Raw genomic sequence first — 26423 nt, 5'->3', positions numbered from 1 at the left:
CATGATCGACAAGAAGCTTGAACTGGTCACGCTGACCGAAAGCCAGAAGAAGGCGCGGCGCAACCGTTCGGCGGCGATCGGCGTCGCGCTGGCGATTCTGGTCGTCATCTTCTACGTCGCGACCATCGTGAAATTCGGCCATACCGGATGAGGCCGATGATGACCCGCCAGACCGTGACCGATCCCAGGAAGAAGAACACCAACCGCGCCGTCGCCGCGGTCTGCGTCGCCTTCTTCGGCGGCATGATCGGCATGGCCTACGCCGCGGTGCCGTTCTACAAGATGTTCTGCCAGGCTACCGGCTATGGCGGCACGACGCAGCGCGCCGAAAAGCAATATGCCGGCCGCATCCTCGACCGCGACATCACCGTGCGCTTCGACGCCAACACCAACGGCATTCCGTGGCAGTTCCAGCCGGTCGCCCGTTCGGTCACCATCAAGATCGGCGAGACCACGCAGGCGCATTACAGCGCCACCAACAAGTTCGACCGCGCCGTTACCGGCCGCGCCACCTTCAACGTGCAGCCGGAACTGGCGGGCCCCTACTTCAACAAGGTCGAGTGTTTCTGCTTCACCGACACGACGCTGAAGCCCGGCGAGACGCTGGACATGCCGGTCGTGTTCTATGTGGATCCCGATATCGTCAACGTGCCGGAACTGAAGGACTTGAAGACCATCACCCTGTCCTACACGATGTTCCCGGTCCAAAAGAACAAGCCGGTGGCGTCATCGACGCCGGACAGCAGCAGCAAAGTTTCAGATACCGAAGCAAATCTCGGGGGTTGATATGGCAGACGCGCACGCAAAACCACAACACGACTACCATCTCGTCAACCCGAGCCCGTGGCCCTTCCTGGGGTCGATAGGCGCACTGGTGACTGCAGTCGGCGGCGTCGCCCTGATGCAGTATCTCAAGAACGGCGATTTCCCGATTTTCGGCCACAACATCGCCAATCCATGGCTGTTCTTCATCGGCCTCGTCATCGTCCTCTACACGATGTTTGCCTGGTGGTCGGACACCATCAAGGAAGCGCATGAGGGCCACCACACGCGCGTCGTGTCGCTGCATCTGCGCTACGGCATGATCATGTTCATCGCTTCGGAAGTGATGTTCTTCGTTGCCTGGTTCTGGGCCTATTTCGATGCCAGCCTGTTTCCGAGCGAAGTGCAGAATTACGCCCGCACCGCTTTCACTGGTGGCGTCTGGCCGCCGAAGGGTCTCGAAGTCCTCGATCCCTTCCATCTGCCGCTCTACAACACCATCATCCTGCTTCTGTCGGGCACCACGGTGACATGGGCGCACCATTCGCTTATCCATGGCGACCGCAAGGGCCTGATCAACGGCCTGGTGCTGACCGTCGGCCTCGGCATGCTGTTCACCATGGTGCAGGCCTACGAGTACATGCACGCTCCGTTCGGCTTCAAGGATTCCATCTACGGCGCCACCTTCTTCATGGCGACCGGCTTCCATGGCTTCCACGTCATCATCGGCACCATCTTCCTCCTGGTCTGCCTGATCCGCGCCTGGAAAGGCGACTTCACGCCCAAGCAGCATTTCGGGTTCGAGGCGGCTGCCTGGTACTGGCACTTCGTCGACGTGGTCTGGCTGTTCCTGTTCGCATCGATCTACGTCTGGGGATCGGTCGGCGCGGTGATCGAAGGCCACTGACGGCTTTCACCGAACCGACAAATCAGAAGGGCGGTCGCGGCAACGCGGTCGCCTTTCGTCTTTTCGGCGCCCATCAATGGCCAACGGATACGGCTGGTCGGGCTGGCTGCTTCAATTGGTCGACTGGACCGATGGCTGCATTGGGGTTACCGACTGCGACATGGACCAAATCTGGACTATGGTGCCGGATGGAACGCTGATCGAAATCGAGCCGTAAAGCATGACTATCCATGAGTGAAGATAGGGCGATCTGGCCACCCATCGAGCCGATCTCGGCCGGCCTGCACGGACGCTGCCCGCGCTGCGGCGAAGGACGGCTGTTTTCCGGCTTCCTCACCGTCGGCAAGCGCTGCAACAATTGCGGCCTCGACTATTCCTACGCCGATGCCGGCGACGGCCCGGCGGTGTTCGTCATCCTGATCATCGGCTTCATCGTCGTGGGGCTGGCGCTGTGGGTGGAGGTGACGCTGAGCCCGCCGCTCTGGCTGCATTTCATCATCTGGATACCGCTGGCCGTGGGACTGTGCCTGACGGCGCTGAGGTTGATCAAGGGGGTGCTGCTGACGCTTCAATACGCCAACAAGGCGGCCGAAGGCCGCCTGGACCAGGGGCAATGAACGAGGCTCTGACCAAGCCCGCCGGCCGCTTGCGGCCGAAGACGGCATTGCTGCTCGGCCTCGGCCTGGTGGTGTTCGTCATCCTGCTCGGGCTTGGCACATGGCAGGTGCAGCGCCTGTACTGGAAGGAAGCCCTTCTGCAGACCATCGACCAGCGCACCCATTCAACGCCGCAGCCGCTGGCGGACGTCGAGAAGGAATTCGCCGCCACCGGTGATGTCGACTACACGCCGGTCACCGTCAGCGGGACGTTCCTGCACTCCGGCGAGCGGCATTTCTACGCCACATGGGACGGCGACGCCGGCTTCAACGTCTATACCCCGCTGGCCCTCGACGATGGCCGCTATGTCCTGATCAACCGCGGCTTCGTTCCCTATGATGTAAAGGATGCCGCCAAGCGCCCGCAAGGGCAGGTGACCGGCAAGGTCACGGTCACCGGCCTGGCGCGCAACCCGCTGCCGGCCAAGCCGTCGATGATGCTGCCCGACAATGACGTGGCCAAGAACATCTTCTATTGGAAGGATCGCGATGCCATGGCGGCGAGTGCCGGCCTGCCGGCCGGTGCCGTGCTGGTGCCGATCTTCATCGACGCCGACAAGACGCCGAACCCGGGCGGGCTGCCGGTCGGCGGCGTCACCATCATCGACCTGCCGAACTCTCATCTGCAATATGCCTTCACCTGGTATGGCCTGGCGGCGGCTCTTGCCGCGGTTCTGATCGTCAGGCTGCGCCGTCCGGCAAGACTGAATGATCCAGAGCATCATCCCGAAAAGTGGGAACCGGTTTTCGGACAAGATCATGCTCCAACAAAGAGTTAGATCAGGCTGACCATTCAACCTGATCTCAACTGCCCTTGACAGGGCAGGGGTGCACACCTCATTTCGCGTCACGATACGATCAACCGATCTGGAATCATGCTGCAGACCGCCACAAAACCACCGCTGACGATCCGGCTCTGCCAGCCGCGCGGCTTTTGCGCCGGTGTCGACCGCGCGATCCAGATCGTCGTGCTGGCGTTGAAGAAATACGGCGCGCCGGTCTATGTCCGCCACGAGATCGTGCACAACCGCTATGTCGTCGAGGGCCTGCAAAGCCTTGGCGCGGTTTTCATCGAGGAACTCTCGGAAATCCCGGCCGAGCACCGCAAGTCGCCGGTTGTCTTCTCGGCCCACGGCGTGCCGAAATCGGTGCCGGCCGACGCCAAGGCACGCGAGCTCTTCTATCTCGACGCCACCTGCCCGCTGGTGTCCAAGGTGCACAAGCAGGCGATGCGCCATCAGCGGCTCGGCCGCCATGTGCTTCTGATCGGCCATGCCGGCCATCCCGAAGTGATCGGCACCATGGGCCAACTGGCTGAAGGCGCCGTCACGCTGATCGAGACCGAAGCCGACGCTGGGACCTTTGCCCCCGCCGACCCGGAAGCGCTCGGCTTCGTAAGCCAGACAACGTTGTCGGTCGAAGACACTGCCGGCATATTGCGGGTGCTGCAGGAGCGCTTCCCGCAACTGCATGCACCGGCCGCCGAATCGATCTGCTACGCCACCACCAACCGCCAGGAAGCGGTCAAGGAAACCGCCGCCGGCGCCGATCTCTATCTGATCGTCGGTGCGCCCAATTCCTCCAATTCGCGCCGTCTTGTCGAAGTGGCGGAGCGCGCCGGCGCCACCATGTCGCTTCTCGTACAGCGCGCCGCCGAAATTCCGTGGAATGACGTCACAAACATCTCGACGCTCGGCCTGTCTGCCGGCGCGTCGGCGCCGGAGATCATCGTCGACGAGATCATCGATGCCTTCCGCCAGCGCTTCGAGGTGACCATCGACCTGGCGATCACCGCCACCGAAACGGAGGATTTTCCAGTCATGCGGGTTCTGCGCGATGTCGAACTGACGCGGGCCGACATGGCCTTCGTCAACGGAGCCGCGTGAACAGCCCATGGCGGTCTACACCGACGTCAATGAGGGCGAACTCGGCGCGTTCCTGAGGGCATATCCGGTCGGCGAACTCTTGTCCTACAAGGGGATCGCCGAAGGCACCGAGAATTCGAACTTTTTGCTGCACACCTCAAGCGGCTCTTACATACTGACGCTTTACGAGAAGCGCGTCGACAAGGCCGACCTGCCGTTCTTCCTCGGCCTGATGGGCCATCTCGCCCGCAAAGGCATTTCCTGCCCGTTGCCGGTGACCGCGCATGACGGCACCGTCATCGGCACGCTGGCCGGCCGCCCCGCGGTCATCATCACCTTCCTCGAGGGCCTGTCGCTCCGGCGGCCGACAGCGGCGCATTGCGCGGAGGTCGGCAAGGCGCTCGCCGCCCTGCATCTCGCCGGCCAGGATTTTGCGATGACGCGTGACAACGCGCTCGCCATCGAGGGCTGGCGCAAACTCTGGAATGCCTCGCGCGACCGAGCCGACGAGGTCGAGCCGGGACTGGCGGCCGAGGTCGACGCGGATTTCGCGGATTTCGAACGCCATTGGCCGCCAGGCCTGCCGGCAGGCATCATCCATGCCGATCTGTTTCCCGACAATGTCTTCTTCCTCGGCGAGAAACTGTCCGGCCTCATCGACTTCTATTTCGCCTGCCACGACCTCTACGCCTATGACGTCGCCACCTGTCTCAACGCCTGGTGTTTCGAGAAGGATTTCTCCTTCAACCTGACCAAAGGCACGGCGCTGCTGGCCGGCTATCAGAGCGTGCGGCCTTTGAGCGATGGCGAGAAAGCAGCGCTGCCGATGCTTTCTCGCGGCTCGGCGCTGCGCTTTATGCTGACCCGGCTCTATGACTGGCTGACCGTTCCCGACGGCGGGCTGGTCATGAAGCGCGATCCGACCGAATATATCCGCCGCATGCGCTTCCACCGCGCGATCAAGTCGCCTTCTGAATACGGACTGACATGACCAAGCAGGTTGAAATCTTCACCGACGGCGCCTGCTCGGGCAATCCCGGTCCCGGCGGCTGGGGCGCCATCCTGCGCTTCAACGGCAAGACCAGGGAATTGTCGGGCGGCGAGGCCGAGACGACCAATAACCGTATGGAGCTGCTGGCCGCCATCTCGGCGCTGAATGCGCTGAAGGAGCCGTGTACCGTCGAGCTTCACACCGACAGCAAATATGTCATGGACGGTATCTCCAAATGGATCCACGGCTGGAAGAAAAACGGCTGGAAGACCGCTGACAGGAAGCCGGTCAAGAACGGTGAACTGTGGCAGGCGCTGGATGAGGCCAATCGGCGCCACAAGGTGACCTGGAACTGGGTCAAGGGCCATGCCGGCCACACCGAGAACGAACGCGCCGACGAACTCGCAAGGGAAGGCATGGCGCCGTTCAAGAAGGGTCCGTTAAAACCTGTGGCGCCGAAGCCTGCGGCGGCGCTGAAGCCGGCGGCATCCGAGAAGCAGCCTGCGGCGCCACGGGCACGGCGCTCGACCCAGAGCTATTGAGCTCAAGCTACCGGCAGGAGACCTCACTCATGCCGATCGTATACTACATCGCCCATCCCCAGGTTCAGATCGATGCCAACGTTCCCGTGCCGCACTGGGGGCTGTCCGAGATCGGACGGGCTCGAGCATCAGCCATGCTCGAGCAGCCATGGGTCGGGTCGATCCGGCGGGTCGTCTCGTCGGCCGAACGCAAGGCGATCGAAACCGCCGAGATTCTTGGCAAACACCTCGGCCTCGCGGTCGAGGTGCGGGAGCGCATGCACGAGAACGATCGGTCGGCAACCGGCTTCCTGCCGCCGCCGGAGTTCGAGGCGGTCGCCGACCAGTTCTTCGCCAACCCGCACAAAAGCATCCGCGGCTGGGAGCGGGCCATCGATGCCCAACAACGCATTGTCAGCGAGGTCGAAACGGTGCTGGGTGCTGCGGATGGCGGCGACATTGCCTTCGTCGGCCATGGCGGCGTAGGAACGCTCTTGCTGCTCTCGCTCAGCGGCCGCGCAATCAGCCGCGAGGCGGATCAGCCGGCCGGCGGTGGTAATTACTTCGCCTATGATGTCGGCACGCGCCGCGTCGTCCACGGCTGGCGGCCGATCGACAGTCTGGCGCCGCGCCAAAGCGGCGTCAGGAAATCATCGATACCCTCGCCGCGATGAAGCCGCTCACGATCAGCAAATAGAATCCTCAGCGGATCAAAAGGGCCGTGCCGTAGAGGCCGAGCGCGAACACCGTGTGCGAGATCACGTTGAAGGCGCGGATCTGCATCGCGTTGGGGCGCTTTGAGGCGGCCCAACCGGCGCCCATGCCGGGCGCCAGCAGGAACCAGCCGGCGCCGATGGTGACCATGCCGAGGATGAAGGCCGGCAGGAAGGTCGGCGCGTCCAGCCATGCCGTGCCCACCAGCGCCACCAGGATGAAGCCGTAGACGATGCCGGTGACATAGTGGAAAGCCCAGCCCAGCGCCTGCTCATGCGCATAGGATGCGGCTTGGGCGATATCGTCGTGGAAAACCTTGCCTTCCCTAAGGTGCCAGACCCAGCGGCCGGGCGGCCCCCAGTTCGGCCGCGGCTGGCTGAGCGCCAGATGCAGGAACAGCGCCCAAAGATCCATCAGCACCGTGGCGCCGATGCCGATCGCAACGCTGCGCCAGATGATGTCAAACATCGTCGATNGCAGGCAATCCGGCTGGAAGCGCGTCGTCGTCAGGCCATGGCGCTCATGAGCCGACGCGGCCGCCGCGGTTTAGAGCTGGCTCAGAATGTGAGCGGCACCCGATGTGTCGACTCCTGGCTTGGTCTCGACATTGAGCGCCGTGACCTTGCCGTTGTCGACGATCATCGAGAAGCGCTTCGAGCGCAATCCCATGCCGCCGCTGGAATAGTCGGAGTCGAGGCCGATCGACCTGGCGAAGTCGCCATTGCCGTCGGCGAGATAGAGGATCTTGCCTTGACCGCCGGTGAAATTGGCCCAGGCGCCCATGACATGGACATCGTTGACGGACACGACGGCGATGGTGTCGACGCCGCGGGCCAGGATGGCATCGTGGTTCTCGAGATAGCCCGGCAGATGATTGTTGCTGCAGGTCGGCGTGAAGGCGCCTGGAACGCCGAACAGCACGACCTTCTTGCCCGCGAAAATCTCGGCCGAGGTGATCACCTTGGCGCCGTCGGCGGTCATTTCCTTGAAGGTCGCATCGGGCAGTTTGTCGCCAACGGCAATCGTCATGATGGTCCTCGTGTGAAAAGCAGGGAAGGTTTCTTGCGATAGCGAAATCGGGCATCTCCCGCAACCGCCGACAAGGCCTGGATCAAGGGAAAGCCCGGATCGGGTTCGGTATCAGGGGAACGGCAGAACGCCCTCGACCGCGCCTTCGGCACTTGTCAGGGTGTAATACAACCCGCCATCGGTCGGTGTCGTCGACGGCCGGTCGAGGATCGGAATGGTAAATACCAGCCGGCCGTCCTTTTCGCTGCGTGCAGGCGCCCCGAACATATAATCGCGTCCCCCGGCGACGAATAAATCCGCCGCCTCCGGATCTCCGGGAAAAGTCGCCTCGACCATCAGCGTCTCATGGTCGCCCGGCAGCACCTTGATCCCGAAATCGGGCTTGGCAGGCGCGGGCAAGGTGGCGAGTGCAGCCTTCACCAGCGCCGCATCCTCGGCATTGTCGGGATCGGCGGCGGGATCGACGCTCAGCCGCGTCTGCACCGGAATACAGATCGTCTCGCAGATGCCAAGAAAGATGTCGGCATCGATGACGGCCGCATCCCCAGGCGACGACAAAGTGAATGTCACCGGCAGCGAGACCGGATGGTTGTAGCCGGCCCATTTGCCGTAGCCGTCGTCATGGCGCTGCGGCGGCGGGAAGGAAAACGCCGCATCGGTGATGTTGGTGCTGGCCGAAACGTCGATCTGCGGCGGCACGCCGGCGTCGCCCGGATCGCGCCAATAAGTTTTCCAGCCGGGCTTGAGCGCGATTTCGAGCACGCCCTGTATGCGACCGGCCTCGTCGGCCTTGCCTGTTGTCACCAGCCGCACCTTGCCGCCTTCGCTGTTGTACCATTCCGACGAGGCGGCGGCGGCGGGCAGGACTGCTCCGCATCCGATAGCAATACCGAGCAGCAGGATTTTCAAGCTTTGCATGGCGTTGATTTGATCGTCAGTTCATGGCCGCGCAATGTTTTCATGGCGCTCTGCGTATCATATTTGCGTGACCTTCGGGCAAGGAACAGTTGGCTTCAAGCAATCGGCCGAGTGAAGTTCGCAGTCAAGATTCCGTTGTTCCAACCGTTGGGCTTTGGCCGAATCGCACGCGGCGCATCTTTTCGGCGTCCCGGAAACGCGTTACGCTCCAGTCCATGGACTTGTTGCGCCACAAAAAGACAGCCGGTGGACGCGGCTTTCTTGACGACCAGTTCCTGATTGCCATGCCCGGCATGAAGGACGATCGCTTCACGCGCTCGGTCATCTACATCTGCGCGCACAGCGATGAAGGCGCCATGGGCCTGATCATCAACCAGACGCAACAGATGCTGTTTCCCGATCTTCTGGTGCAGCTCGGCATCATGAACGAGCAGGAGGCGATCAGGCTGCCGGCGCAGGCTCGCGACTTCGTCGTGCGCAATGGCGGCCCCGTCGACCGTAGCCGCGGCTTCGTCCTGCACTCGGGCGACTACCGGGTGGAATCCTCGCTCACCGTCTCCGACGATATCTGCCTGACCGCGACGGTCGACATATTGCGCGCCATCTCGTCCGGCCGCGGCCCGCGGCGCGCATTGATGGCGCTCGGCTATTCCGGCTGGGGCGCCGGCCAGCTGGAAACCGAGATCGCCGAGAATGGCTGGCTGACCTGTCCGGCCACGCCGGAGCTGCTGTTCGACGCCGACATCGAGCGGAAGTACGACCGCATCCTGGCATCGATCGGGATTGATCTGGCGCATCTGAGCCTGGCCGCGGGGCACGCCTGAGGCCTCGCATTCGCCGACGTTCCGCCGAACCTTCGCGACTAGCCGAAGCCGCCCGCCACTTTCGTCATCCTAGGGTCTGCGCCGCGTCGCTGCGCTCCTTGCTTCGCCCTAGGATGACGAAGGCGCGGTCGCTTCAGCTAATTTTCGGGGTTCATTCCAATGTAACCACGCGCCTGCACGACGCATGCCTCACCCATCACGCCTGCGTCATCGGGTACTGCTCTTTCAACGCCTTCAGCACCTGGTCGCCTGGCATCGGCGCGCCGAACATGAAGCTTTGCACATACTCGCAGCCCATCTGGCGCAGTTCCAGCGCATCGCTTTCGTCGGAAATGCCCTCGGCCACCACCGACAGGCCGAGTTCATGCGCCATGTTGACCATGGATTTGAGCAGCACCGCCCGCTTCGGCGTCGCGTCGTCGACGAAGCTCTTGTCGATCTTGATGGTGTCGAAGGGGAAGCGGGTCAGATAGGCGAGCGAGGAATAGCCGGTGCCGAAATCGTCCAGCGACAGGCCGATGCCGAGCTGCTTGAGCTTGGTCAGCACATGCGAGGTCTGCTCTGGATTGTCCATGACCAGCGATTCGGTAAGTTCGAGCCGGAAGCAGCGCGGCTTCAGATTGGCGCGGGCGATGACCGAGCGGACATCGCTGACCAGGTCGCGGCGGATCAGCTGGCGACTGGACAGATTGACCGACACCGACAGCGGCGTGTCGCCGATCTGCTTTTGCCAACCGGCGAGGTCTTCGGCCGCCTGCTGCATGGCAAACAGCCCAAGCTGCACGATCAGGCCACAGCTTTCGGCGACCGGGATGAAATCGCCCGGCGGGATCATGCCGCGGCGCGGATGGTCCCAACGCAGCAGCGCCTCGAAGCCGGCAATGCTGCCGTCCTCCAGCCGTACGATCGGCTGGTAGGCAAGGGTGAACTCACGCCGCTCGATGGCGCGGCGCAGATCGGATTCGAATTGCAGCCGGTCGGTGCCGACGGTGCGGAAGGCCGGCCGGAACGGCTCGATCCTGTCGCCGCCGAAGCGCTTGGCCTGGTGCATGGCAAGCTCGGCGTCCTTGACCATGTCTTCTGCCGAAGTCTGCGCCGAGGTCCAGGTGATCAGGCCGATCGAGGCAGTCAGCACGATCTCGCGCTTGGCGAAGGTGATCGGGTTGTTGATGGCGTGCTTGATGGCGTCTGCCACCGCCGCGATGCGGGAGGGTTCCTGTTCGGAGAGCAGCATCAGGGCGAACTGGTCACCGGCAAAGCGCGACAGCGAATCCTTAGGTTTCAACAGCCGGTGCAAGCGGCGCGCAATGGTGAGCAGGATGGTGTCGCCGGCCGAGATGCCAAGCCCGTCATTGACCTGCTTGAAACGGTCGATGTCGATGACGAAGACGGTGGGGCGCACCTTCTCTTCGGTGCGCGCGATCGAGATGATGGCTTCCAGCCGGTTCATCAGAAGTTCGCGGTTGGGCAGGCCGGTCAGATTGTCGTGAACGGCATCGTGCAGCAGCCTTTCCTCGGACTTTTTCTGCTCGGTAACGTCGACCATGGTGCCGACGCAGCGAATCACTTCGCCATCCGAGCCGATCACCGGCCGCGCCCGAAGCAAGAACCAGTGGTAGTGCCCGTCGGCGCCGCGCAGGCGGAAATTCTGCGAGACCCGGCCGCGCCGATGTTCGAGCACCACGTCGAGCGTGGTGCGGAACGTGTCGCGGTCGTCGGCATGCAGCACCGGCAGCCAGTTGCGGGCCGCACCCCCCAGGCTGTTGGGAGCGAGGCCAAGCTGGATGCTGACGTCGGGCTTGGTGACGACGCGGTCGCGCAGCACGTCCCAGTCCCACACCGTGTCGCCGGAGCCGGCTACGGCCAGCGCCTGCCGTTCGAGGTCGGAGAACAGGCCCTGATGCAGCGCGCCGCCGGCAAAGGCATGCTGCATGACGGTGAAGCCGATCAAAAGGATGATCAGGATCAGCCCGCCGCCCAATGCCGGCTGGGCGATGTCGTTGTCGAGCATGCCGGTGATCGCCATCCACGACCCGCACAGCCATAGCAGCACCATCACCCAACTGGGCACCAGCATGATCGCACGGTCATAACCACGAAGACCGAGCAGGATGATGAGGCCAAGCCCGGTCAGCGCGGTGGCGGCGAAGGACAGCCGGGCAATACCGGCGGCGACGGCCGGATCGATGATGGCCACACCCGCAATCAGCACCAGGCCGAGGATCCAGACCAGCGCGCCATAGCTGAAATGGCCGTGCCACCGGTTGAGGTTGAGATAGGCGAACAGGAACACCACGAAGGTCGCCGCAAGCGCCACCTCCGTTCCCGCCCGCCACATCTGCTCGTTCCCGGGCGATATCTCTATGATCTTGTTTAGAAAGCCGAAATCGACGCAGATATAGGCAAGTACCGCCCACGCAAGTGCGGCTGTCGCCGGAAACATCGAGGTTCCCTTGACGACGAAAAGGATGGTCAGGAAGAGCGCCAGCAGCCCGGCGATGCCGATGACGATGCCGCGGAACAGCGTATAGGAATTGACCGAGTCCTTGTAGGCTTCCGGCTCCCATAGATAGACCTGCGGCAGCTTCGGCGAGGCGAGTTCGGCGATGAAGGTGATCACCGTTCCCGGGTTCAGCGTCACCCGGAACACGTCGGCGTCGGAGCTTGACTGGCGGTCGAGCGCGAATCCCTCGCTGGGGGTGATAGCGGCGATGCGGGTGGCGCCGAGATCGGGCCAGAAGATGCCGGAATTCACCAGCCGGAAATGCGGCGCCACGATCAGCCGGTCGAGCTGCTGGTCGGTGGTGTTGGCGAGCGCAAACACCGCCCAGTCACCGCTCGAGCGCGCGTCATTGGCCTCGACCTCGATGCGCCGGACGATGCCGTCGGGACCGGGCGCGGTCGACACCTGGAAGTTTTCGCCCTGATTGACGTAGATCTGGACGGCGCGCGACAGGTCGAGCGCGACATCGTCGCGGGCAATCTTGATCGGTTCGACGGCGAAGGCCGGGAGCGCCGCGCAAAGCGTGACGACAACCGCCAGAACAAAGGCCAACAGCGACCCGTTTCGCAGGAAATTCGTCAAAAATCAGTCCTTCGTTCCAGCGCCCGGCGGATCGTCCGCGATCCGGGCGTAGAGGTAGTGGTCCTGCCAGATGCCGTTGATCCTGAGGTAGGATCGCAGAAGTCCTTCGCGCCGGAATCCGGCTTTTTCAAGCACGCGGATCGACCGGACATTGTCGGGAATACAGGCAGCTTCGATCCGGTGCAACCTCAGCGTATCGAAGGCGAAGCGGCAGACCACCTTGACCGCGTCGGTCATCAGGCCGCGGCCGCCGAACCGCTCCCCGATCCAGTAGCCGACATGGCCGCTTTGCGAGACGCCGTGGCGGATATTGCCGAGCGTAATGCCGCCTGCAAGCTTGCCGCTCGCCTTCTCGAAGATGAAGAAGGCGATGGCGGTTCCCTGCGCATAGTCTTCGCGGTAGCGGCCGATGCGCAGCCGCCAGGCGGTGCGGTCGAGTTCATCGGGCGTCCAGCGCGGCTCCCACGGTTCGAGGAAGGCACGGCTTTCGCCGCGCACCGCCGACCATTCGCGATAGTCGTTGGTGTAGGGCACGCGCAGCATGACCCGGTCGCCTTTCAGTGCCGGCAGGTCACGGCGAAAGAAAGGGAGCGCGAACACCGGCGCTTGAAGGCTTAGACGGCGAGCTTGCGGGCCGTGGTGTGCGTGCCCGCAAGCGAATCGAGAATCGCCTCATAGGGCGCGAGCGTACCCACCGGTCCAACCGCGGTCAGCGTCGGCTTGGTCGAAAACAGCCGGGACGAAAGGTCGGTCAGCCGCTCGACGGTCAGCGCCGACAGCCGTTCCATCAATTCCTCCTTGGCGATCGGCCGACCGAACAGAAGCAGCTGCCTGGCGATCTGCGAGGCGCGGCTGGCCGGGCTTTCAGCCGACATGATCAGGCCGGCGCGATATTGCGCGCGGGCGCGGTCGAGCTCTTCCTGAAGGATATTCTCGCCGGCCTTCTGCAGCTCGTCGATAATGACCGGCACCAGTTCGGCAATGTCGCTCTGCCCGGTCGCGGCATGAACGCCGAAGATGCCGGTATCGGAAAAACCCCAGTGGAAGGCATAGACCGAATAGCACAGGCCACGCTTTTCGCGGACCTCCTGGAACAGCCGGGACGACATGCCGCCGCCGAGGATCATCGACAGCACCTGCGAAGCGTAGAAATCGCGCACATGATAGGCTCGGCCTTCGAAGCCGAGCACGATCTGCGCGTCCATCAGGTCGCGATCCTCGCGGAAATCGCCGCCGACATACTGCGCATATTGCGGNGCCGAGCACGATCTGCGCGTCCATCAGGTCGCGATCCTCGCGGAAATCGCCGCCGACATACTGCGCATATTGCGGCATCGTGCTGTCGGACTTGCTGCGGAAACCGCCGAGCTGCTTTTCGACCTCGCGCACGAAATTGTCGTGCTTAATGTCGCCTGCCGCCACGATCACCATCTTCTCGGCGCCATACTGGCGCTCTATGAAATCATGCAGCTGTTTGGAGGTGAAGGATTTGACGGTTTCCGGCGTGCCGAGGATCGAGCGGCCGATCGTCTGGTGGCGGAAGGCGGTCTCGGTGAAACGGTCGAAGACGATGTCGTCGGGCGTGTCGTGCGCGGCGCCGATCTCCTGCAGGATCACATGCTGCTCGCGCTCCAGTTCCTCTGGGTCGAATTCGGACTCCTGCAGGATATCGGCAAGGATATCCACCGCCAGCGGCACATCGTCGGACAGCACCCTGGCGTAATAGGACGTCGTCTCGACTGATGTGGCGGCATTGATCTCGCCGCCGACATCCTCGATTTCCGAGGCGATCTCGAAGGCCGTCCGCCTTTTCGTACCCTTGAAGGCCATATGCTCGAGCAGATGGGCCATTCCGTGCTCGTCGTCACGCTCATTGCGGGCGCCGGACTTGACCCAGGCGCCAAGGGCAACGGATTCGAGGCTTGGAAGGGTTTCGGTGGCGACTGTCAGGCCGTTCGACAGACGGCTTACCTCAACACCCATATGGCAAGTACTCCCTAACGCGCTGCCCTTGAGTGGCGGCTCACGTAATCTTCCACCATTTTCAGGTCGGATGGAAGTACCGTGTACTTTTCGTCGGCTGACATCAAGGACCCCAGCCATGCGGGCAGGGCCGGCGACACGCCGCAGGCGGCTTCGACCGCGGCCGGGAACTTGGCCGGGTGCGCCGTGCCCAGCACCACCATCGGCACTGCACCGTCAGCCTTGCCGGCGGCGACATGCACGGCCGCGGCCGTGTGCGGATCGAGCAGATAATTGCTGGATTCGAGCGTTGAACGGATGGTGGCGGCAACCTCGTCCATATCAGCGCGTCCGGCGTCGAATTCGGACCGCATCCGGTCGATTTCTGCGGTCTCGATGGTGAAGGCGCCGGATTGCTTGAGGCCGGCCATGTAACGCCGCACCGTCTCTGCGTTACGGTCGCAGGCCTCGAACAGCAGTCGCTCGAAGTTCGACGATACCTGGATGTCCATCGATGGCGACGTCGTCGCAAACACACCCTTGGTGCGGTATTCACCGGTCGCGAAAGTGCGCGCCAATATGTCGTTGTCGTTGGTGGCGACGATCAGCCGCTCGATCGGCAGGCCCATCTTCTTGGCGGCGTAACCGGCGAAAATATCGCCGAAATTGCCGGTCGGCACGGTAAAGGAGACCGGCCTGTCCGGCGCGCCGAGCGAAAGCGCCGAGGAAAAATAATAGACGATCTGGGCCATGATGCGGGCCCAGTTGATCGAATTGACGCCCGACAGCGACACGCGATCACGAAAACGATGATCGTTGAACATATCCTTCAGCAGGCCCTGGCAATCGTCGAAATTGCCTTCGATCGCCAGCGCCTGGACGTTGGCGGCAGTCGATGTCGTCATCTGCCGCTGCTGCACCGGCGAGACGCGGCCATGCGGGAACATCACGAAAATGTCAGTCCGGTCGCGGCCGGCGAAGGCATCGATGGCGGCGCCGCCAGTGTCACCCGAGGTCGCGCCGACGATGGTGGCGCGCTGGCCACGCTCAGTCAGTACATGGTCCATCAGCCGGGCAAGCAGCTGCATGGCAACGTCCTTGAAGGCCAGCGTCGGACCGTGGAAGAGCTCGAGGATGAACGTGTTGGCGCCGGTCTGCACCAGCGGGCAGACGGCCCGGTGGCGGAAGGTGGCATAGGCTTCTCGCACCAGGCGCTCGAAGACGGGTGCGGCGATCTCGCCGCCGAGGAAGGGCGTCAGCACGCGGATGGCGAGGTCCGCATAGGGCAGGCCGCGCATGGCGCGGATCTCGGCTGCCGAAAACTGCGGCCATGTCTGCGGCACATAAAGCCCGCCGTCGCGGGCCAGCCCCGCCAGCACCGCATCGGCAAATCCAAGCACGGGCGCATCCCCGCGGGTACTCACATAGCGCATCGTCAAAGGTCCATTGCTGCCGCCGGTTTCATCCACGGCAATTGGTTAATTTTCCGAGCCGCCTCAGTCGCATTTTTGCCGTGGCGTTGCTATACGTCACCAACTTTGCGAGAGGGAAGTGCAGTTTCATGGCGTTTCATAAGTTCAACCGTCGCTTTGTCGCGGGTCTGGCGCTAACCGGCTTTATGCTTGCCGCCGCCGGTTGCCAATCGAGCGACAATGGCATCCTCAATCTCGGTTTCGGCAAGAAGACCGACCCGAATGCGCCAATACCGCCTCAGGATCCGAAGGTTCTCGCCAGCCAGTTGCAGGCCTACTGCCCGAAAGTGACGGTGCGTGACGGCACCGCATACTTCAATACCTACGCCAAGGGCGCGCCGCAGCCGAAAAAGAAAAAGGCTGATGCAACACAGGATGCCGAGGCCGCTGCCGCCGCGCAGACGGCGCCTGACGGCTCCATCGTCGACCCGAACAAGGATCCGGCCAAGATCATCTACCAGGCCTCGATCAGCGATGTGAGCCGCGATTGCAGCCGTGCCAACGGCCAGTTGACGATGAAGGTTGGGGTTGCCGGCAAGATCGTGCCGGGACCGCTGTTCGCCCCCGGCACCATCACCATGCCGATCCGCATTGCCGTCATGCACGGCCCCGACGTACTTTATTCGCAGATCCACCCCTATCAGATCCAGGTCAGCGATCCCTCGACCGCCACCCAGTTCGTGTTCACCGATCCCAACGTCGTCGTGCCCGAACCCTCCGCCCGGGATTACACTGTCTATGCCGGCTATGACGACACCGCGCCGGCGGCGGTGGACAAGAAGTCCGGCAAGAAAAAGAAGCGCGCTCCGGCGACGAACTAAGCGCCTGGGCGCCGTCGCTGCTGCGACGGTGCCGGTCAACTCTTTGAAAGATCCAAACGATCCGATCGTAATCCTGCAGGCGTGCGCCTGCGGCAGGTCGCGTCTGCGCTTTAATCTCGATCCATTCCGCCAGCGCACTTGACTCATCCATATCCCGGCGGTTATACGTCAATCAATAGCTCGCAGGTTATTGATCCCGATGCCGGACGCCCACGATACTTTGTTCAGAACGCTTGCCGACCCGACCCGGCGGGCCATCTTCGAGCGCTTGTGCCGCCAAGGTGAGCAGACCGTGGGGGCGCTGACGGCGCAGTCCGGGGTCTCGCAACCGGCGGTGTCGAAGCATCTCGGCGTCCTGAAGCTGGCCGGCCTGGTGCGTGACCGCCACGCCGGACGCCAGACCCACTACAGCGCGCAGCCCGAGGCACTTGGTCCGCTGACCGACTGGACAGTTCAAATGACAGGATTCTGGGAGAGCCGCTTCGATGATCTCGAGAACCTGCTGAAAAGGATGGACCAGTGAGCAATCCCGAGCTGCGCACCGTCGTCGTCGAACGTGAAATATCCTGGCCGGCGGAGAAGATCTGGCGCGCGTTGACGCAGCCGCATCTGATGGAGGATTGGCTCATGAAGAACGATTTCAAGCCTGTCGTCGGCCACAGCTTCAATCTTCGCGGCGACTGGGGCGGCGTGCTCGACTGCGAGGTGCTGGCCATCGAGCAAAACAGGACGCTGTCCTACAGCTGGGATTTTGCGCATGAGGATGCCGCCTACAATCTGAAGAGCGTGGTGACGTTCACGCTCACACCCACGAGCTCGGGAACCCATCTGCGCGTCGAGCAGTCGGGCTTCCATCCGAGCCAGAAGCAGGCCTATGGCGGAGCCATGGCCGGGTGGCAGCAATTCCTCACCAAGCTGGAGCAGCTTCTGGCGAAGCCGGATTGAAGCCTGTCGGTACCATGCCCTGATCGCGGGGCACCGAATGCAAAAAGGAGGAAATCGATGAAGATCAAGCTGACCAGCGTCTATGTGGACAACCAGGATAACGCACTGCGCTTCTACACCGACGTGCTGGGCTTTGCCGTGAAGGCCGACTTCAGCAAAGGGCCTTTTCGTTGGCTGACCGTCATCTCACCCGATGAGCCCGAGGGAACCGAGCTACAACTGGCGCTCAACGAAAGTCCGGCCGCCAAGGCCTACCAGCAGGCCATCTTCAAGCAGGGGCAGCCCGCGCTCATGCTGTTCACCGACGACGTCAAGGGTGATTACGAGCGCATCAAGGGACGCGGCGGTGCGTTCGCCACGGCGCCGACAGAAGTGACCGGCTCGACCATCGCCCAGCTCAACGACAGCTGCGGCAATCTCATCCAGATCACCCAACTGGCGCGTTGGTAGGCGCTGGTTTCAACAGGAGGGTTGCAATGAACTTGAGCAAATGGATACGTCAAACCCATCGTTGGCTGTCGATCATCTTCACGCTGACCGTGGCAGCCAATTTCATCACCATGGCGTTCGGGCAACCTCCGGCCTGGGTGGTCTATTCGCCGCTGCTGCCGCTATTCCTGCTGCTGTTCAGTGGCCTCTATATGTTCGTGCTGCCTTACGTCGCGAGATCGCGTGGCGAGCAGGGCACGCAAGGGTAGGACATGGCCAAGGCGCTGGGAAAATCGAAGGTCGCAAAACCGGCCCCAGACAAGCCGGAAAAGCCGGTCCTGCTTTCGGGCGGCAACCCGCAGATCCCGAAGGCCTATGGGGACGCTCCGGTGCAGGCGTATATTGCTGCCATGCCGGGCTGGAAAAGCGATGTCGGGCGCCGGATCGACGCACTTATCGTCAGCGCCGTCCCCGGCGTCTGCAAGGCGGTGAAGTGGAACTCACCGTTCTATGGCATCGAGGGCGAGGGTTGGTTCCTCAGCCTGCATTGCTTCACCAGATGCGTCAAAGTCGCCTTCCTTCGCGGCACGTCGCTCGATCCTGTGCCTCCGGGCGGTTCCAGGCAAAAGGAAGTGCGCTATCTCGACATCCATGAAGGCGAAGAGATCGACGAAGCCCGCTTCGCCTCCTGGGTGAAGCAGGCCAGCCGATTGCCCGGCGATAAGATGTGAACGGAGGCAGACCATGAAGATCAGCATGTCGAGCAAGGATGAGGGAGGCGCCTCTGCCTCCGAGCGGATAGATGCCCGAATCCGGGAGCTGGACGATTGGCGGGGCAAGACGTTGGCCAGCCTGCGCAAGACCATCCTCGACGCCGACCCGGAAATCATCGAGGAGTGGAAGTGGATGGGCAGCCCGGTATGGTCACGCGACGGCATGATCGCCGTCGGCAACGCTCACAAGGACAAGGTGAAGCTGACCTTTTCTCACGGTGCCAGCCTGCCGGATCCCTACAGGCTGTTCAACAACGGGCTCAACGGCAAGGTGTGGCGCGCCATCGATGTGTCGGAGGGCGACGAGATCGATGCGGATGCGCTGAAAGCGCTCGTCCGCGCCGCGATTGCCTACAACAGGGCTAAGAAGAAACCGGCTAAGTCGGCCAAAGCTAAGGACTGATCGGTTCAGGCGTCCGACCACTCCGACAGAGCGGCAATCACACTTTTCAGTTCGGCCCATCGGCGGATGACGGTTTCGGCGCCGGCTTCGGTCAGCACATCGGCATGGCCGGGATAGCTGTGCGCGGCGCCGGTGAAGCCGATCACGCGCATGCCAGCGGCCCTGGCGCCGGTGACGCCGTGCACCGAATCCTCGATGACGAAGGTGTTTGCCGGATTGGCGTTGAGTTGCTGCGCCGCGATCAGGAACACATCCGGCGCGGGCTTGGTTTTCTTGCTTGGTATTTCCAGCGCTGAAAAAATCCGGCCGGCGAAGAACGGCAGCAGGCCCACTTTCTCGAGCATGAACTCGATCCGCTCCAAGCGTGAGTTCGAGCAGACGCAGCGCGGCGCGGTGACCGCGGCGACCGCCTCGCGCACGCCGTCGATGGCGCGCACGTCGCTGCGCAGTTTGCGGTCGACCAGCTCTTCGGCCCGGTCGATCATCGAGGCCTGGAACGGGATGGCGGATTTTTGCTCGACCCGCATCATGATGTCCTTGAAGGTCAGTCCGGCATAGGTTTCGGCGTATTCCTCAGCCGAGATTTCATATCCGGCCAAGGTCAGCAATTCGGCCTCGACGCGGGCTGCGATGATTTCGGAATCGACGAGCACGCCGTCGCAATCGAAGATGACAAGATCTGGCTGGGGCATGGCAATCCGANAATCCGAACGAGGGAGGGTGATGGAGGCCCGGCAAGGCTCAAGCGGCGCGACATACACCAACGGGCCGGGCTGCGCAAATTGACGACGTCAGGGCTGCCTGGACCGTTGCGTCCTTCACCGAATATTTACGCTGATCGGTAACCATAACGGGGAGTAAACAGTAACGCGTGCCTTGGGTGTAAAAATGTCTGCCGTGCGTCTTCTCGCCGACCTCTCCCACGCCCCCCAGCAATCCGAGTGGCTGGACACGATCCTCAAGGGCGATTGTGTCGCCGCGCTCGACCGGCTGCCGGAAAAATCCATCGACGTCATCTTCGCCGATCCGCCTTACAATCTGCAACTCGACGGCGATTTGCACCGGCCCGACCAGTCCAAGGTCGACGCCGTCGACGATGACTGGGACCAGTTCGAGAGTTTCGAGGCCTATGACGCCTTCACCCGCGCCTGGCTCCTGGCGGCACGCCGCGTGCTGAAGCCGAATGGCACCATCTGGGTCATCGGCTCCTACCACAACATCTTCCGCGTCGGCGCCAAGATGCAGGATCTCGGCTTCTGGATCCTCAACGATGTCGTCTGGCGCAAGACCAACCCAATGCCTAATTTCCGCGGTCGCCGCTTCCAGAACGCGCATGAGACCATGATCTGGGCCTCGCGCGACCAGAAGGGCAAAGGCTATACCTTCAACTACGAAGCCATGAAGGCATCGAACGACGACATCCAGATGCGCTCCGACTGGCTGTTCCCGATCTGCACTGGCGGCGAGCGGCTGAAGAACGACAATGGCGACAAGCTGCATCCGACGCAGAAGCCGGAAGCGCTGCTCGCCCGCATCATGATGGCCTCGACCAAGCCGGGCGACATCGTGCTCGACCCGTTCTTCGGCTCCGGCACAACCGGCGCCGTGGCCAAGCGGCTTGGCCGCCATTTCGTCGGCATCGAGCGCGAGCAGGCCTATATCGACGCCGCCAATGAGCGCATCGATGCCGTGCGGCCGCTGGAAACCGCCGATCTCACCGTGCTCACCGGCAAGCGCGCCGAGCCGCGCGTCGCCTTTGTCAGCCTCATCGATACCGGGCTTATGCAGCCCGGCGCCACGCTTTACGATGCCAAGAAGCGCTGGTCGGCCAAGGTACGCGCCGACGGCACGGTTGCCATCGGTGACAGCGCCGGCTCGATCCACAAGATCGGCGCCGAAGTGCAGGGCCTGGACGCCTGCAATGGCTGGACCTTCTGGCACTATGAGCGCTCGGGCGGCCTGACCCCGATCGACGAACTGCGCCGCATCGCCAGGCTCGGCATGGAACGGGCAGGGGCTTGATCTCAGGGTGTAAAGTCGTAGAGCGCTACCTTCCGGCCTCTGCGCGGCTCACACCGCGATGCCATACCGCTCTAGGTCCGCCTTGAGCGTTTTTGCATCTGTGAACAGCACAGCATTCCAGCCAGCCGCCCTGGCTCCGTCGACATTCCTGGGGCTGTCGTCGATGAACAGCGTGGCGGAGGGCTCCAGGCCGAACGCGACCACGTGATGGTCGTAGATGGCGCGGTCGGGCTTGATCTCACGGATATCGGCCGACACGGTCACGCCGCGCGGGCGGCTAAGGAAATCGAAGCGCAGTCGTGCCTCGGCAAGCGTGTCGGCGGCGAAGTTCGTCAGCATGGTCACGTCGCGGCCGCTCTCGATCAGGCCGAGCATGATGGCGACGCTGTCCTCATAGGCATGCGGCACCATGTCGTTCCAATAGCGCCGGAAATTGCGAATGTTTTCAGCATGATCCGGGTAATCCGCGATCAGCAGCGCTTCCGCCTCTTCCCACGTCCGGCCACGATCCTGCTCGATGTTCCAGTCATGCGTGCAGACATTGTCGAAGAACCACTTGCGCTCTTCGGCATCGGGAATGAGGCGGCTGAACGGAATGTTCGGATCGTAGTGGAGCAAGACGCGGCCGATGTCGAACACGATATGGCGGATTTCAGTCATTTCTGGCCTTTCAAAGCGAATGCTAGTCAATCGGGCGGTGTTTTTTGGTTGCGCCCGGTATCGCTGCTTCGATGACCTTTTTCATGACGGTCGGCAGCGCTTCTCCGGAAATGTCATGGGCCAGCGACCAGAAATGCCCTTCCGGCGCATCACTTTTCACTTGAGCGTGAAAAACTTCGAGCGCGAGCGCGAAATGGGTGAAGACATGCGTGATCTCTCCGGCGCGCCGCCAGTCCGCAGGGAAGGGCGCTGCCTCCGAAGTGGTTGCACCGTCGATCCGCGCTGTCCAATCTGTGGTCGGCACCTCGGTCATGCCGCCGAGCAGGCCCTTGTCAGGCCGCTTGCGCAACAGGATGGCGCCGTCGCCGCGCTCGGCGACGAAGGCGGCACCCCGCCTGAGTGGTTTGTCGACCTTGGGCAGGCGGACCGCAAAGCGCTCGGGGTCGCCGGACAGGATGGCGCTGCAATCCTCGCGCACCGGGCACAGCATGCAGCGCGGCCGTCTTGGCGTGCAGATCGTGGCGCCAAGGTCCATCATTGCCTGGGCGAAGTCGCCCGGCCTTGTCTGCGGAACCAGTCTTTCGACGAGCGCGCGGATTTCAGGCTTTGCCTCGCTGAGCGGCGTTGCGATCGAATAGAGCCGCGAGATGACACGTTCGACATTGCCGTCGACGACCGCCGCCGGACGGTCAAAGGCGATCGCCGCGATCGCCGCCGCCGTATAGGCGCCGATCCCCGGCAATTCCCTCAATCCCGTTTCGTTGTCGGGAAAACGGCCGCCCTGGCTCGCAACCAGATCGGCGCAGGCCTTGAGGTTGCGCGCCCGTGAATAATAGCCGAGCCCGGCCCAGGCCTTCATCACATCCTCGGCCGGCGCAGCCGCCAGCGCCTTCACATCAGGCCATTTCTCGACAAAGGCGCGAAAATAGGATTTTACCGCTTCGACCGTGGTCTGCTGCAGCATCACTTCCGAAAGCCAGATGCGATAGGGGTCCGGCCGTGCACCGCCGGCCGCGGCGTGCGGCGTGATCCGCCACGGCAGTTCGCGATGGTGCGCGTCGTACCAGGCAAGCAGACGCGCGGCGATCTCTCCCGATAGAGTTGGTCCGGATGCGGCCTTGCGGGTCTGTTCGTGCAGTGCCATTGATCGCGGGCTGGCTCTAGGCTGGTGAGGAGCGTGGCTGGAGAACGTACATGGCAGGGAGAACGCCTTACGGCAATCCCGTTCCGGTGAGCGATCTCGCGACCGCGATCCTCGACCCCGTGCTGCGCAAGCGGGCCGGCATTTCGATCGGGCTGGTGCAGTCATGGGAAGAGATCGCCGGCCCCAGGCTCGCCGGCCATTCGCGCCCCGAAAAAATCCAGTGGCCGCGCCGCATGCATGAGGACGATCCGTTCGAGCCGGCGGTGCTGGTCATCGCCTGCGAGGGCATGGCCGCGCTGCACCTACAGCACGAGACCGGCGAGATCATCAACCGCGTCAATGCCTTTCTCGGCTTCAACGCGATCGGCAGGATCCGGATCGTGCAAAAGCCGGTGCTGAGGGACAAAGCCCGGCCGAAACCGACGCCGAGAGCACTGACTTCTGTCGAAAAGGCCAAATTGTCGGATACCGTCGGCAAGATCGAGGATGAAGGCTTGCGCGCCTCGCTGGAGCGTCTTGGCGCCACAATTCTTGGCCAAAGGAAGCGGCCAAGGTAATCAACCGGTAATCAGTCGGTCATGAACGCGTCATCTATCTCGCGCATTCGTGATCCTGCATGTAGAGTTTGGCGATTGGAATGGGGACGGCGATGCCTTAATTCCCGCCAACTCTCGCCTTTTCTAGCCTTTGCGTTGCAAAATCAAACCACAGTCAGGTGATTCGCATGAACCGTAGCTTGTCCCGCAGAAACCTCCTGTCTTCGCTGGCCGTCATTCCGGCAGTGGCTATGCTCGCCGCATGCAGCGATTCAGGCGAGGATGCCAAAGCAGCGGATGTGAAGCCTGCGGCTCCCGCGCCTGCTTCGACGCCTGCCACTCCGGCCGCCGTCAAGGTCCCGGAGTCTTCCGGCAATGTCGACATGGCCGAACTGCTGAAGCCCGGCGCTTTGCCCGACAAGCAGCTCGGCAAGGATGACGCCAAGGTCACCATCGTCGAATATGCCTCGATGACCTGCCCGCATTGTGCGCATTTCGCCGCGACCACCTTCCCTGAGTTGAAGACGAAGTACATCGACACCGGCAAGGCGCGTTACATCCTGCGCGAATTCCCGTTCGATCCGAGCGCCGAGGCCGGTTTCATGCTGGCGCGCTGTTCGAAGGACAATTATTTCCCGATGGTCGACGTGCTGTTCAAGCAGCAGGCCAACTGGGTCGGCGTCAACAATACCAAGGATGCGCTGCTGCAGATCTCCAAGCTCGCCGGTTTTACACAGGAGTCCTTCGAGGCCTGCTTGACGGACCAGAAACTTCTGGACGATGTGAGATCGGTCCAGAAGCGCGGCGCCGATGAATTCAAGGTCGACTCGACGCCGACCTTCTTCATCAACGGGAAAACCTACAAAGGTGCGATGTCGATTGAGGAAATATCGGCCATCATCGACCCTCTGCTCTGACGTCCAGGCGGCGCCGGAGCGACTGCGCTTCGGCGTCAGCGCACCTTTGTGCCTTCCAGGCAGGCGCGAATGAAGTTTTCGCGCCTTCGCCTCCTCGGCTTCAAGTCCTTCGTCGAACCCGGCGAGTTCGTCATCGAACGTGGCCTGACCGGCATTGTCGGGCCGAATGGCTGCGGCAAGTCGAACCTTGTCGAGGCGATGCGCTGGGTGATGGGCGAAAGCTCATACAAGAACATGCGCGCGTCCGGCATGGACGACGTGATCTTTTCCGGCTCGGGAACGCGCCCGGCCCGCAACACCGCCGAAGTCACGCTGTTCCTCGACAATAGCGACCGGACCGCGCCCGCCGCCTTCAACGACGCCGATGAATTGCAGGTGTCGCGCCGCATCGAGCGCGAAGCCGGCTCGCTCTACCGCATCAACGGCAAGGAAGCCCGCGCCAAGGACGTGCAGCTTCTGTTCGCCGACCAGTCGACCGGCGCGCGCTCGCCTTCCATGGTCGGACAGGGCCGTATCGGCGAACTGATCCAGGCCAAGCCGCAGGCGCGCCGCGCGCTGCTCGAAGAGGCCGCCGGCATTTCCGGCCTGCACACGCGCCGTCACGAGGCCGAGCTTCGGCTGAAGGCGGCCGAACAAAATCTGGAACGGCTGGACGATGTCGTCGGCGAACTGGAGAGCCAGATCGAAAGCCTTAAGCGCCAGGCGCGCCAGGCATCGCGCTTCAAGAACCTGTCGGCCGATATCCGCAAGGCGGAAGCCACGCTCTTGCATCTGCGCTGGACTTTGGCCAAAACCCAGGAGGGCGATGCGCGTTCGGCATTGGCGGTTGCCACAGCTCTGGTCGGCGACCGCGCCGCCGCCCAGATGGCTGCCGCCCGTGAGCAAGGCATCGGTGCCCACCGGCTGCCCGATCTGCGCGATGCCGCGGCCGCCGCGGCTGCCGCCTTCCAGCGCCTGTCGATCGCCAAGGCGCAGATCGAGGAGGAGGCAGGCCGCATCCGCGCCCGCCAGGCCGAACTCGAGCGCCGGCTGCAGCTGCTCGACGGCGACATCGCCCGCGAGGAGCGCATGGTCCGCGACAATGCGGATATTCTTGAGCGCCTGCGCGAGGAAGAAGCCACGCTCAACTCAGACAATGCCGGCGCCGCCGAGCGCGAAGCCACGACGCGGGCCGCTTTCGAGCAGGCCGGCGCAACGCTGTCGCAGAGCGAAGCCAAGCTCGCTGCGCTGACCGCCGAACGCGCCGAGGCCGCCGCCGCGCGCAATCAGATCGAACGAACGCTGCGCGAAAACGCCGAACGCCGCGATCGCTTTGCCCGCCAGCTGGCCGATGTCGACCGCGAATTGTCCGAGATTGTGTCGAAGGTTGCGGGCTTGCCCGATCCCGCCGAGAAGCGCGCTCTGGTCGAGGACGCGCTCGCCCGGTTGGAGGAGGCCGAGGCCGGCGCCATTGCTGCCGAACAGGCGGTCGCCGAGGCGCGCGCCACCGAGAGTGCCGCCCGTCCGCCGCTGCAGGATNGGATGCCAGGGCCGAACTCGCCGGCATCGAGACCGAAGCCCGCACGCTGGCCAAGATCCTCAATGCCGCCAGCGGCGATCTTTTCCCGTCGGTGCTGGAGCAACTCAGCGTCGAACGCGGCTATGAGACGGCCCTTGGTGCTGCGCTTGGCGAGGATCTCGACGTGCCGCTCGACCGCAGCGCGCCGGTGCACTGGGGCGAAAGCCAGGTTCAATCAGGCGATGCGGCCTTGCCGGAAGGCCTCAAGAGCCTCGCCAGCGTGGTGCGCGCGCCTTCGCAGCTTGCCCGACGGTTGGCGCAGATCGGCATTGTCGACACCTCTGACGGCCGCCGGCTGCAGGCTCTACTCGCTCCCGGCCAGCGGCTGGTCAGCCGCGACGGCGCGCTGTGGCGCTGGGACGGGCTGACCGCCAGCGCCGATGCACCGACCGCGGCCGCGCAAAGGCTGGCGCAGAAGAACCGGCTGGCCGAGCTCGATGCCGAGGCGGTACAGGCGACGCAGATCGTGCGCGAGGCCGAAGCCGCCCTTGCCCAGGCCGAACAGGCAC

General features: G+C 63.1%; 29 protein-coding genes and 3 pseudogenes. 22 read left to right on the top strand and 10 right to left on the bottom strand.

Annotated elements, in window-relative coordinates; genetic code table 11:
• The first annotated feature begins 1 nt into the window (after position 1).
• The 10 genes and pseudogenes from X756_RS140295 to X756_RS140335 all read left to right on the top strand — a co-directional run bounded on the left by X756_RS140295 (position 2) and on the right by X756_RS140335 (position 6376).
• On the top strand, positions 2-151 hold the full coding sequence (locus X756_RS140295) for a hypothetical protein (RefSeq protein WP_023698516.1): 150 nt from the start codon (positions 2-4) through the stop codon (positions 149-151).
• Positions 152-159: 8 nt separating this feature from the next.
• Entirely contained in the window at positions 160-786 is a 627-nt protein-coding gene (locus tag X756_RS140300) for a cytochrome c oxidase assembly protein (protein WP_031239405.1), read from the top strand.
• A gap of 1 nt (position 787) precedes the next feature.
• Entirely contained in the window at positions 788-1669 is an 882-nt protein-coding gene (locus X756_RS140305; RefSeq protein WP_023668416.1) for a cytochrome c oxidase subunit 3, read from the top strand.
• Between the two features lie 82 nt (positions 1670-1751).
• Positions 1752-1886 (top strand): annotated as a pseudogene (locus X756_RS1000000168095) (L,D-transpeptidase family protein); the annotation flags it as partial.
• A 13-nt stretch (positions 1887-1899) separates the two neighbouring features.
• On the top strand, positions 1900-2286 hold the full coding sequence (locus X756_RS140310) for a DUF983 domain-containing protein (RefSeq protein ID WP_023685423.1): 387 nt from the start codon (positions 1900-1902) through the stop codon (positions 2284-2286).
• Positions 2283-3104: an SURF1 family protein gene (locus X756_RS140315; RefSeq protein ID WP_023731312.1), complete on the top strand. Its 822-nt coding sequence runs from the start codon at positions 2283-2285 to the stop codon at positions 3102-3104. The genes X756_RS140310 and X756_RS140315 overlap by 4 nt, the downstream gene beginning before the upstream one ends.
• 96 nt (positions 3105-3200) lie before the next feature.
• On the top strand, positions 3201-4211 hold the full coding sequence (gene ispH / locus X756_RS140320) for a 4-hydroxy-3-methylbut-2-enyl diphosphate reductase (protein WP_023731311.1): 1011 nt from the start codon (positions 3201-3203) through the stop codon (positions 4209-4211).
• A 7-nt stretch (positions 4212-4218) separates the two neighbouring features.
• Positions 4219-5181, top strand: a complete 963-nt coding sequence (locus X756_RS140325; protein WP_023731310.1) for a homoserine kinase — start codon at positions 4219-4221, stop codon at positions 5179-5181.
• Positions 5178-5723 (top strand): ribonuclease HI, encoded by a 546-nt coding sequence (rnhA, locus tag X756_RS140330; protein WP_023731309.1) that lies wholly within the window; start codon positions 5178-5180, stop codon positions 5721-5723. The genes X756_RS140325 and rnhA overlap by 4 nt, the downstream gene beginning before the upstream one ends.
• A gap of 29 nt (positions 5724-5752) precedes the next feature.
• Positions 5753-6376 carry a histidine phosphatase family protein gene (locus tag X756_RS140335; protein WP_023731308.1) on the top strand — a complete coding sequence of 208 codons (624 nt, stop codon included), beginning with the start codon at positions 5753-5755 and terminating at the stop codon, positions 6374-6376.
• 28 nt (positions 6377-6404) lie between these two features.
• On the opposite strand, the gene X756_RS140340 is transcribed toward X756_RS140335, so the two are convergent.
• The 3 genes from X756_RS140340 to X756_RS140350 form a co-directional block, all read right to left on the bottom strand.
• Positions 6405-6884, bottom strand: coding sequence for a DUF2938 domain-containing protein (locus tag X756_RS140340; RefSeq protein WP_023731307.1), 480 nt, complete (start codon positions 6882-6884; stop codon positions 6405-6407).
• A 78-nt stretch (positions 6885-6962) separates the two neighbouring features.
• The gene (locus tag X756_RS140345) at positions 6963-7445 is read right to left on the bottom strand and encodes a peroxiredoxin (RefSeq protein WP_023698522.1); all 483 of its coding nucleotides are present in this window, start codon (positions 7443-7445) and stop codon (positions 6963-6965) included.
• Between the two features lie 111 nt (positions 7446-7556).
• A complete protein-coding gene (locus tag X756_RS140350) occupies positions 7557-8363 on the bottom strand; it encodes a protein-disulfide reductase DsbD domain-containing protein (RefSeq protein ID WP_023731306.1) in 807 nt (268 codons plus the stop codon).
• Between the two features lie 215 nt (positions 8364-8578).
• Here X756_RS140350 and X756_RS140355 point away from each other — a divergent pair, with 215 nt between their 5' ends.
• Complete coding sequence (locus X756_RS140355) at positions 8579-9187, top strand: YqgE/AlgH family protein (protein ID WP_023668405.1); 609 nt, start codon at positions 8579-8581, stop codon at positions 9185-9187.
• A gap of 196 nt (positions 9188-9383) precedes the next feature.
• On the opposite strand, the gene X756_RS140360 is transcribed toward X756_RS140355, so the two are convergent.
• From X756_RS140360 to thrC, 4 genes and pseudogenes are all read right to left on the bottom strand, one after another.
• Positions 9384-12272, bottom strand: coding sequence for an EAL domain-containing protein (locus tag X756_RS140360; RefSeq protein WP_023706671.1), 2889 nt, complete (start codon positions 12270-12272; stop codon positions 9384-9386).
• A gap of 3 nt (positions 12273-12275) precedes the next feature.
• Positions 12276-12872, bottom strand: a complete 597-nt coding sequence (locus X756_RS140365) for a GNAT family protein (RefSeq protein ID WP_023668403.1) — start codon at positions 12870-12872, stop codon at positions 12276-12278.
• A gap of 14 nt (positions 12873-12886) precedes the next feature.
• Positions 12887-14255 (bottom strand): annotated as a pseudogene (locus X756_RS01000000166005) (pitrilysin family protein).
• Between the two features lie 14 nt (positions 14256-14269).
• Positions 14270-15667: a threonine synthase gene (gene thrC / locus X756_RS140370; protein ID WP_023754850.1), complete on the bottom strand. Its 1398-nt coding sequence runs from the start codon at positions 15665-15667 to the stop codon at positions 14270-14272.
• A 128-nt stretch (positions 15668-15795) separates the two neighbouring features.
• Between thrC and X756_RS140375 the strand changes: the two genes are divergently transcribed.
• The 7 genes from X756_RS140375 to X756_RS140405 all read left to right on the top strand — a co-directional run bounded on the left by X756_RS140375 (position 15796) and on the right by X756_RS140405 (position 19077).
• Positions 15796-16527, top strand: a complete 732-nt coding sequence (locus tag X756_RS140375) for a hypothetical protein (protein WP_023687159.1) — start codon at positions 15796-15798, stop codon at positions 16525-16527.
• Between the two features lie 199 nt (positions 16528-16726).
• Positions 16727-17050 carry a metalloregulator ArsR/SmtB family transcription factor gene (locus tag X756_RS140380; RefSeq protein ID WP_023687160.1) on the top strand — a complete coding sequence of 108 codons (324 nt, stop codon included), beginning with the start codon at positions 16727-16729 and terminating at the stop codon, positions 17048-17050.
• Positions 17047-17472: an SRPBCC domain-containing protein gene (locus tag X756_RS140385; RefSeq protein WP_023709863.1), complete on the top strand. Its 426-nt coding sequence runs from the start codon at positions 17047-17049 to the stop codon at positions 17470-17472. The genes X756_RS140380 and X756_RS140385 overlap by 4 nt, the downstream gene beginning before the upstream one ends.
• Positions 17473-17529: 57 nt before the next feature.
• Positions 17530-17922 (top strand): VOC family protein, encoded by a 393-nt coding sequence (locus X756_RS140390; RefSeq protein ID WP_023731302.1) that lies wholly within the window; start codon positions 17530-17532, stop codon positions 17920-17922.
• 26 nt (positions 17923-17948) lie between these two features.
• Positions 17949-18170: a hypothetical protein gene (locus X756_RS140395; RefSeq protein WP_023731301.1), complete on the top strand. Its 222-nt coding sequence runs from the start codon at positions 17949-17951 to the stop codon at positions 18168-18170.
• Positions 18171-18173: 3 nt separating this feature from the next.
• Entirely contained in the window at positions 18174-18632 is a 459-nt protein-coding gene (locus X756_RS140400) for a DUF1801 domain-containing protein (RefSeq protein ID WP_023731300.1), read from the top strand.
• Positions 18633-18645: 13 nt separating this feature from the next.
• On the top strand, positions 18646-19077 hold the full coding sequence (locus tag X756_RS140405) for a DUF1801 domain-containing protein (RefSeq protein ID WP_023731299.1): 432 nt from the start codon (positions 18646-18648) through the stop codon (positions 19075-19077).
• Positions 19078-19082: 5 nt separating this feature from the next.
• On the opposite strand, the gene X756_RS140410 is transcribed toward X756_RS140405, so the two are convergent.
• A complete protein-coding gene (locus X756_RS140410) occupies positions 19083-19769 on the bottom strand; it encodes an HAD family hydrolase (RefSeq protein ID WP_023698533.1) in 687 nt (228 codons plus the stop codon).
• A 196-nt stretch (positions 19770-19965) separates the two neighbouring features.
• Here X756_RS140410 and X756_RS140415 point away from each other — a divergent pair, with 196 nt between their 5' ends.
• Entirely contained in the window at positions 19966-21099 is a 1134-nt protein-coding gene (locus tag X756_RS140415) for a site-specific DNA-methyltransferase (RefSeq protein WP_023668392.1), read from the top strand.
• A gap of 48 nt (positions 21100-21147) precedes the next feature.
• On the opposite strand, the gene X756_RS140420 is transcribed toward X756_RS140415, so the two are convergent.
• Together X756_RS140420 and mutY are read right to left on the bottom strand one after the other, a co-directional pair.
• A complete protein-coding gene (locus X756_RS140420; RefSeq protein ID WP_023706678.1) occupies positions 21148-21759 on the bottom strand; it encodes an HAD family phosphatase in 612 nt (203 codons plus the stop codon).
• 22 nt (positions 21760-21781) lie between these two features.
• Positions 21782-22903, bottom strand: a complete 1122-nt coding sequence (gene mutY, locus X756_RS140425; protein WP_023731298.1) for an A/G-specific adenine glycosylase — start codon at positions 22901-22903, stop codon at positions 21782-21784.
• A gap of 50 nt (positions 22904-22953) precedes the next feature.
• On the opposite strand from mutY, the gene X756_RS140430 reads away from it, so the two are divergent.
• From X756_RS140430 to X756_RS04260, 3 genes and pseudogenes are all read left to right on the top strand, one after another.
• The gene (locus tag X756_RS140430; RefSeq protein WP_023687168.1) at positions 22954-23460 is read left to right on the top strand and encodes a DUF721 domain-containing protein; all 507 of its coding nucleotides are present in this window, start codon (positions 22954-22956) and stop codon (positions 23458-23460) included.
• A 167-nt stretch (positions 23461-23627) separates the two neighbouring features.
• Entirely contained in the window at positions 23628-24356 is a 729-nt protein-coding gene (locus X756_RS140435; protein ID WP_023692056.1) for a DsbA family protein, read from the top strand.
• A gap of 69 nt (positions 24357-24425) precedes the next feature.
• A pseudogene (locus X756_RS04260) lies at positions 24426-26423 on the top strand (chromosome segregation SMC family protein); the annotation flags it as partial.

This window comes from Mesorhizobium sp. LNJC405B00, assembly GCF_000502615.1.
Classification (GTDB): Bacteria; Pseudomonadota; Alphaproteobacteria; order Rhizobiales; family Rhizobiaceae; genus Mesorhizobium.
This window is presented reverse-complemented; position numbering and strand designations above follow the sequence as displayed.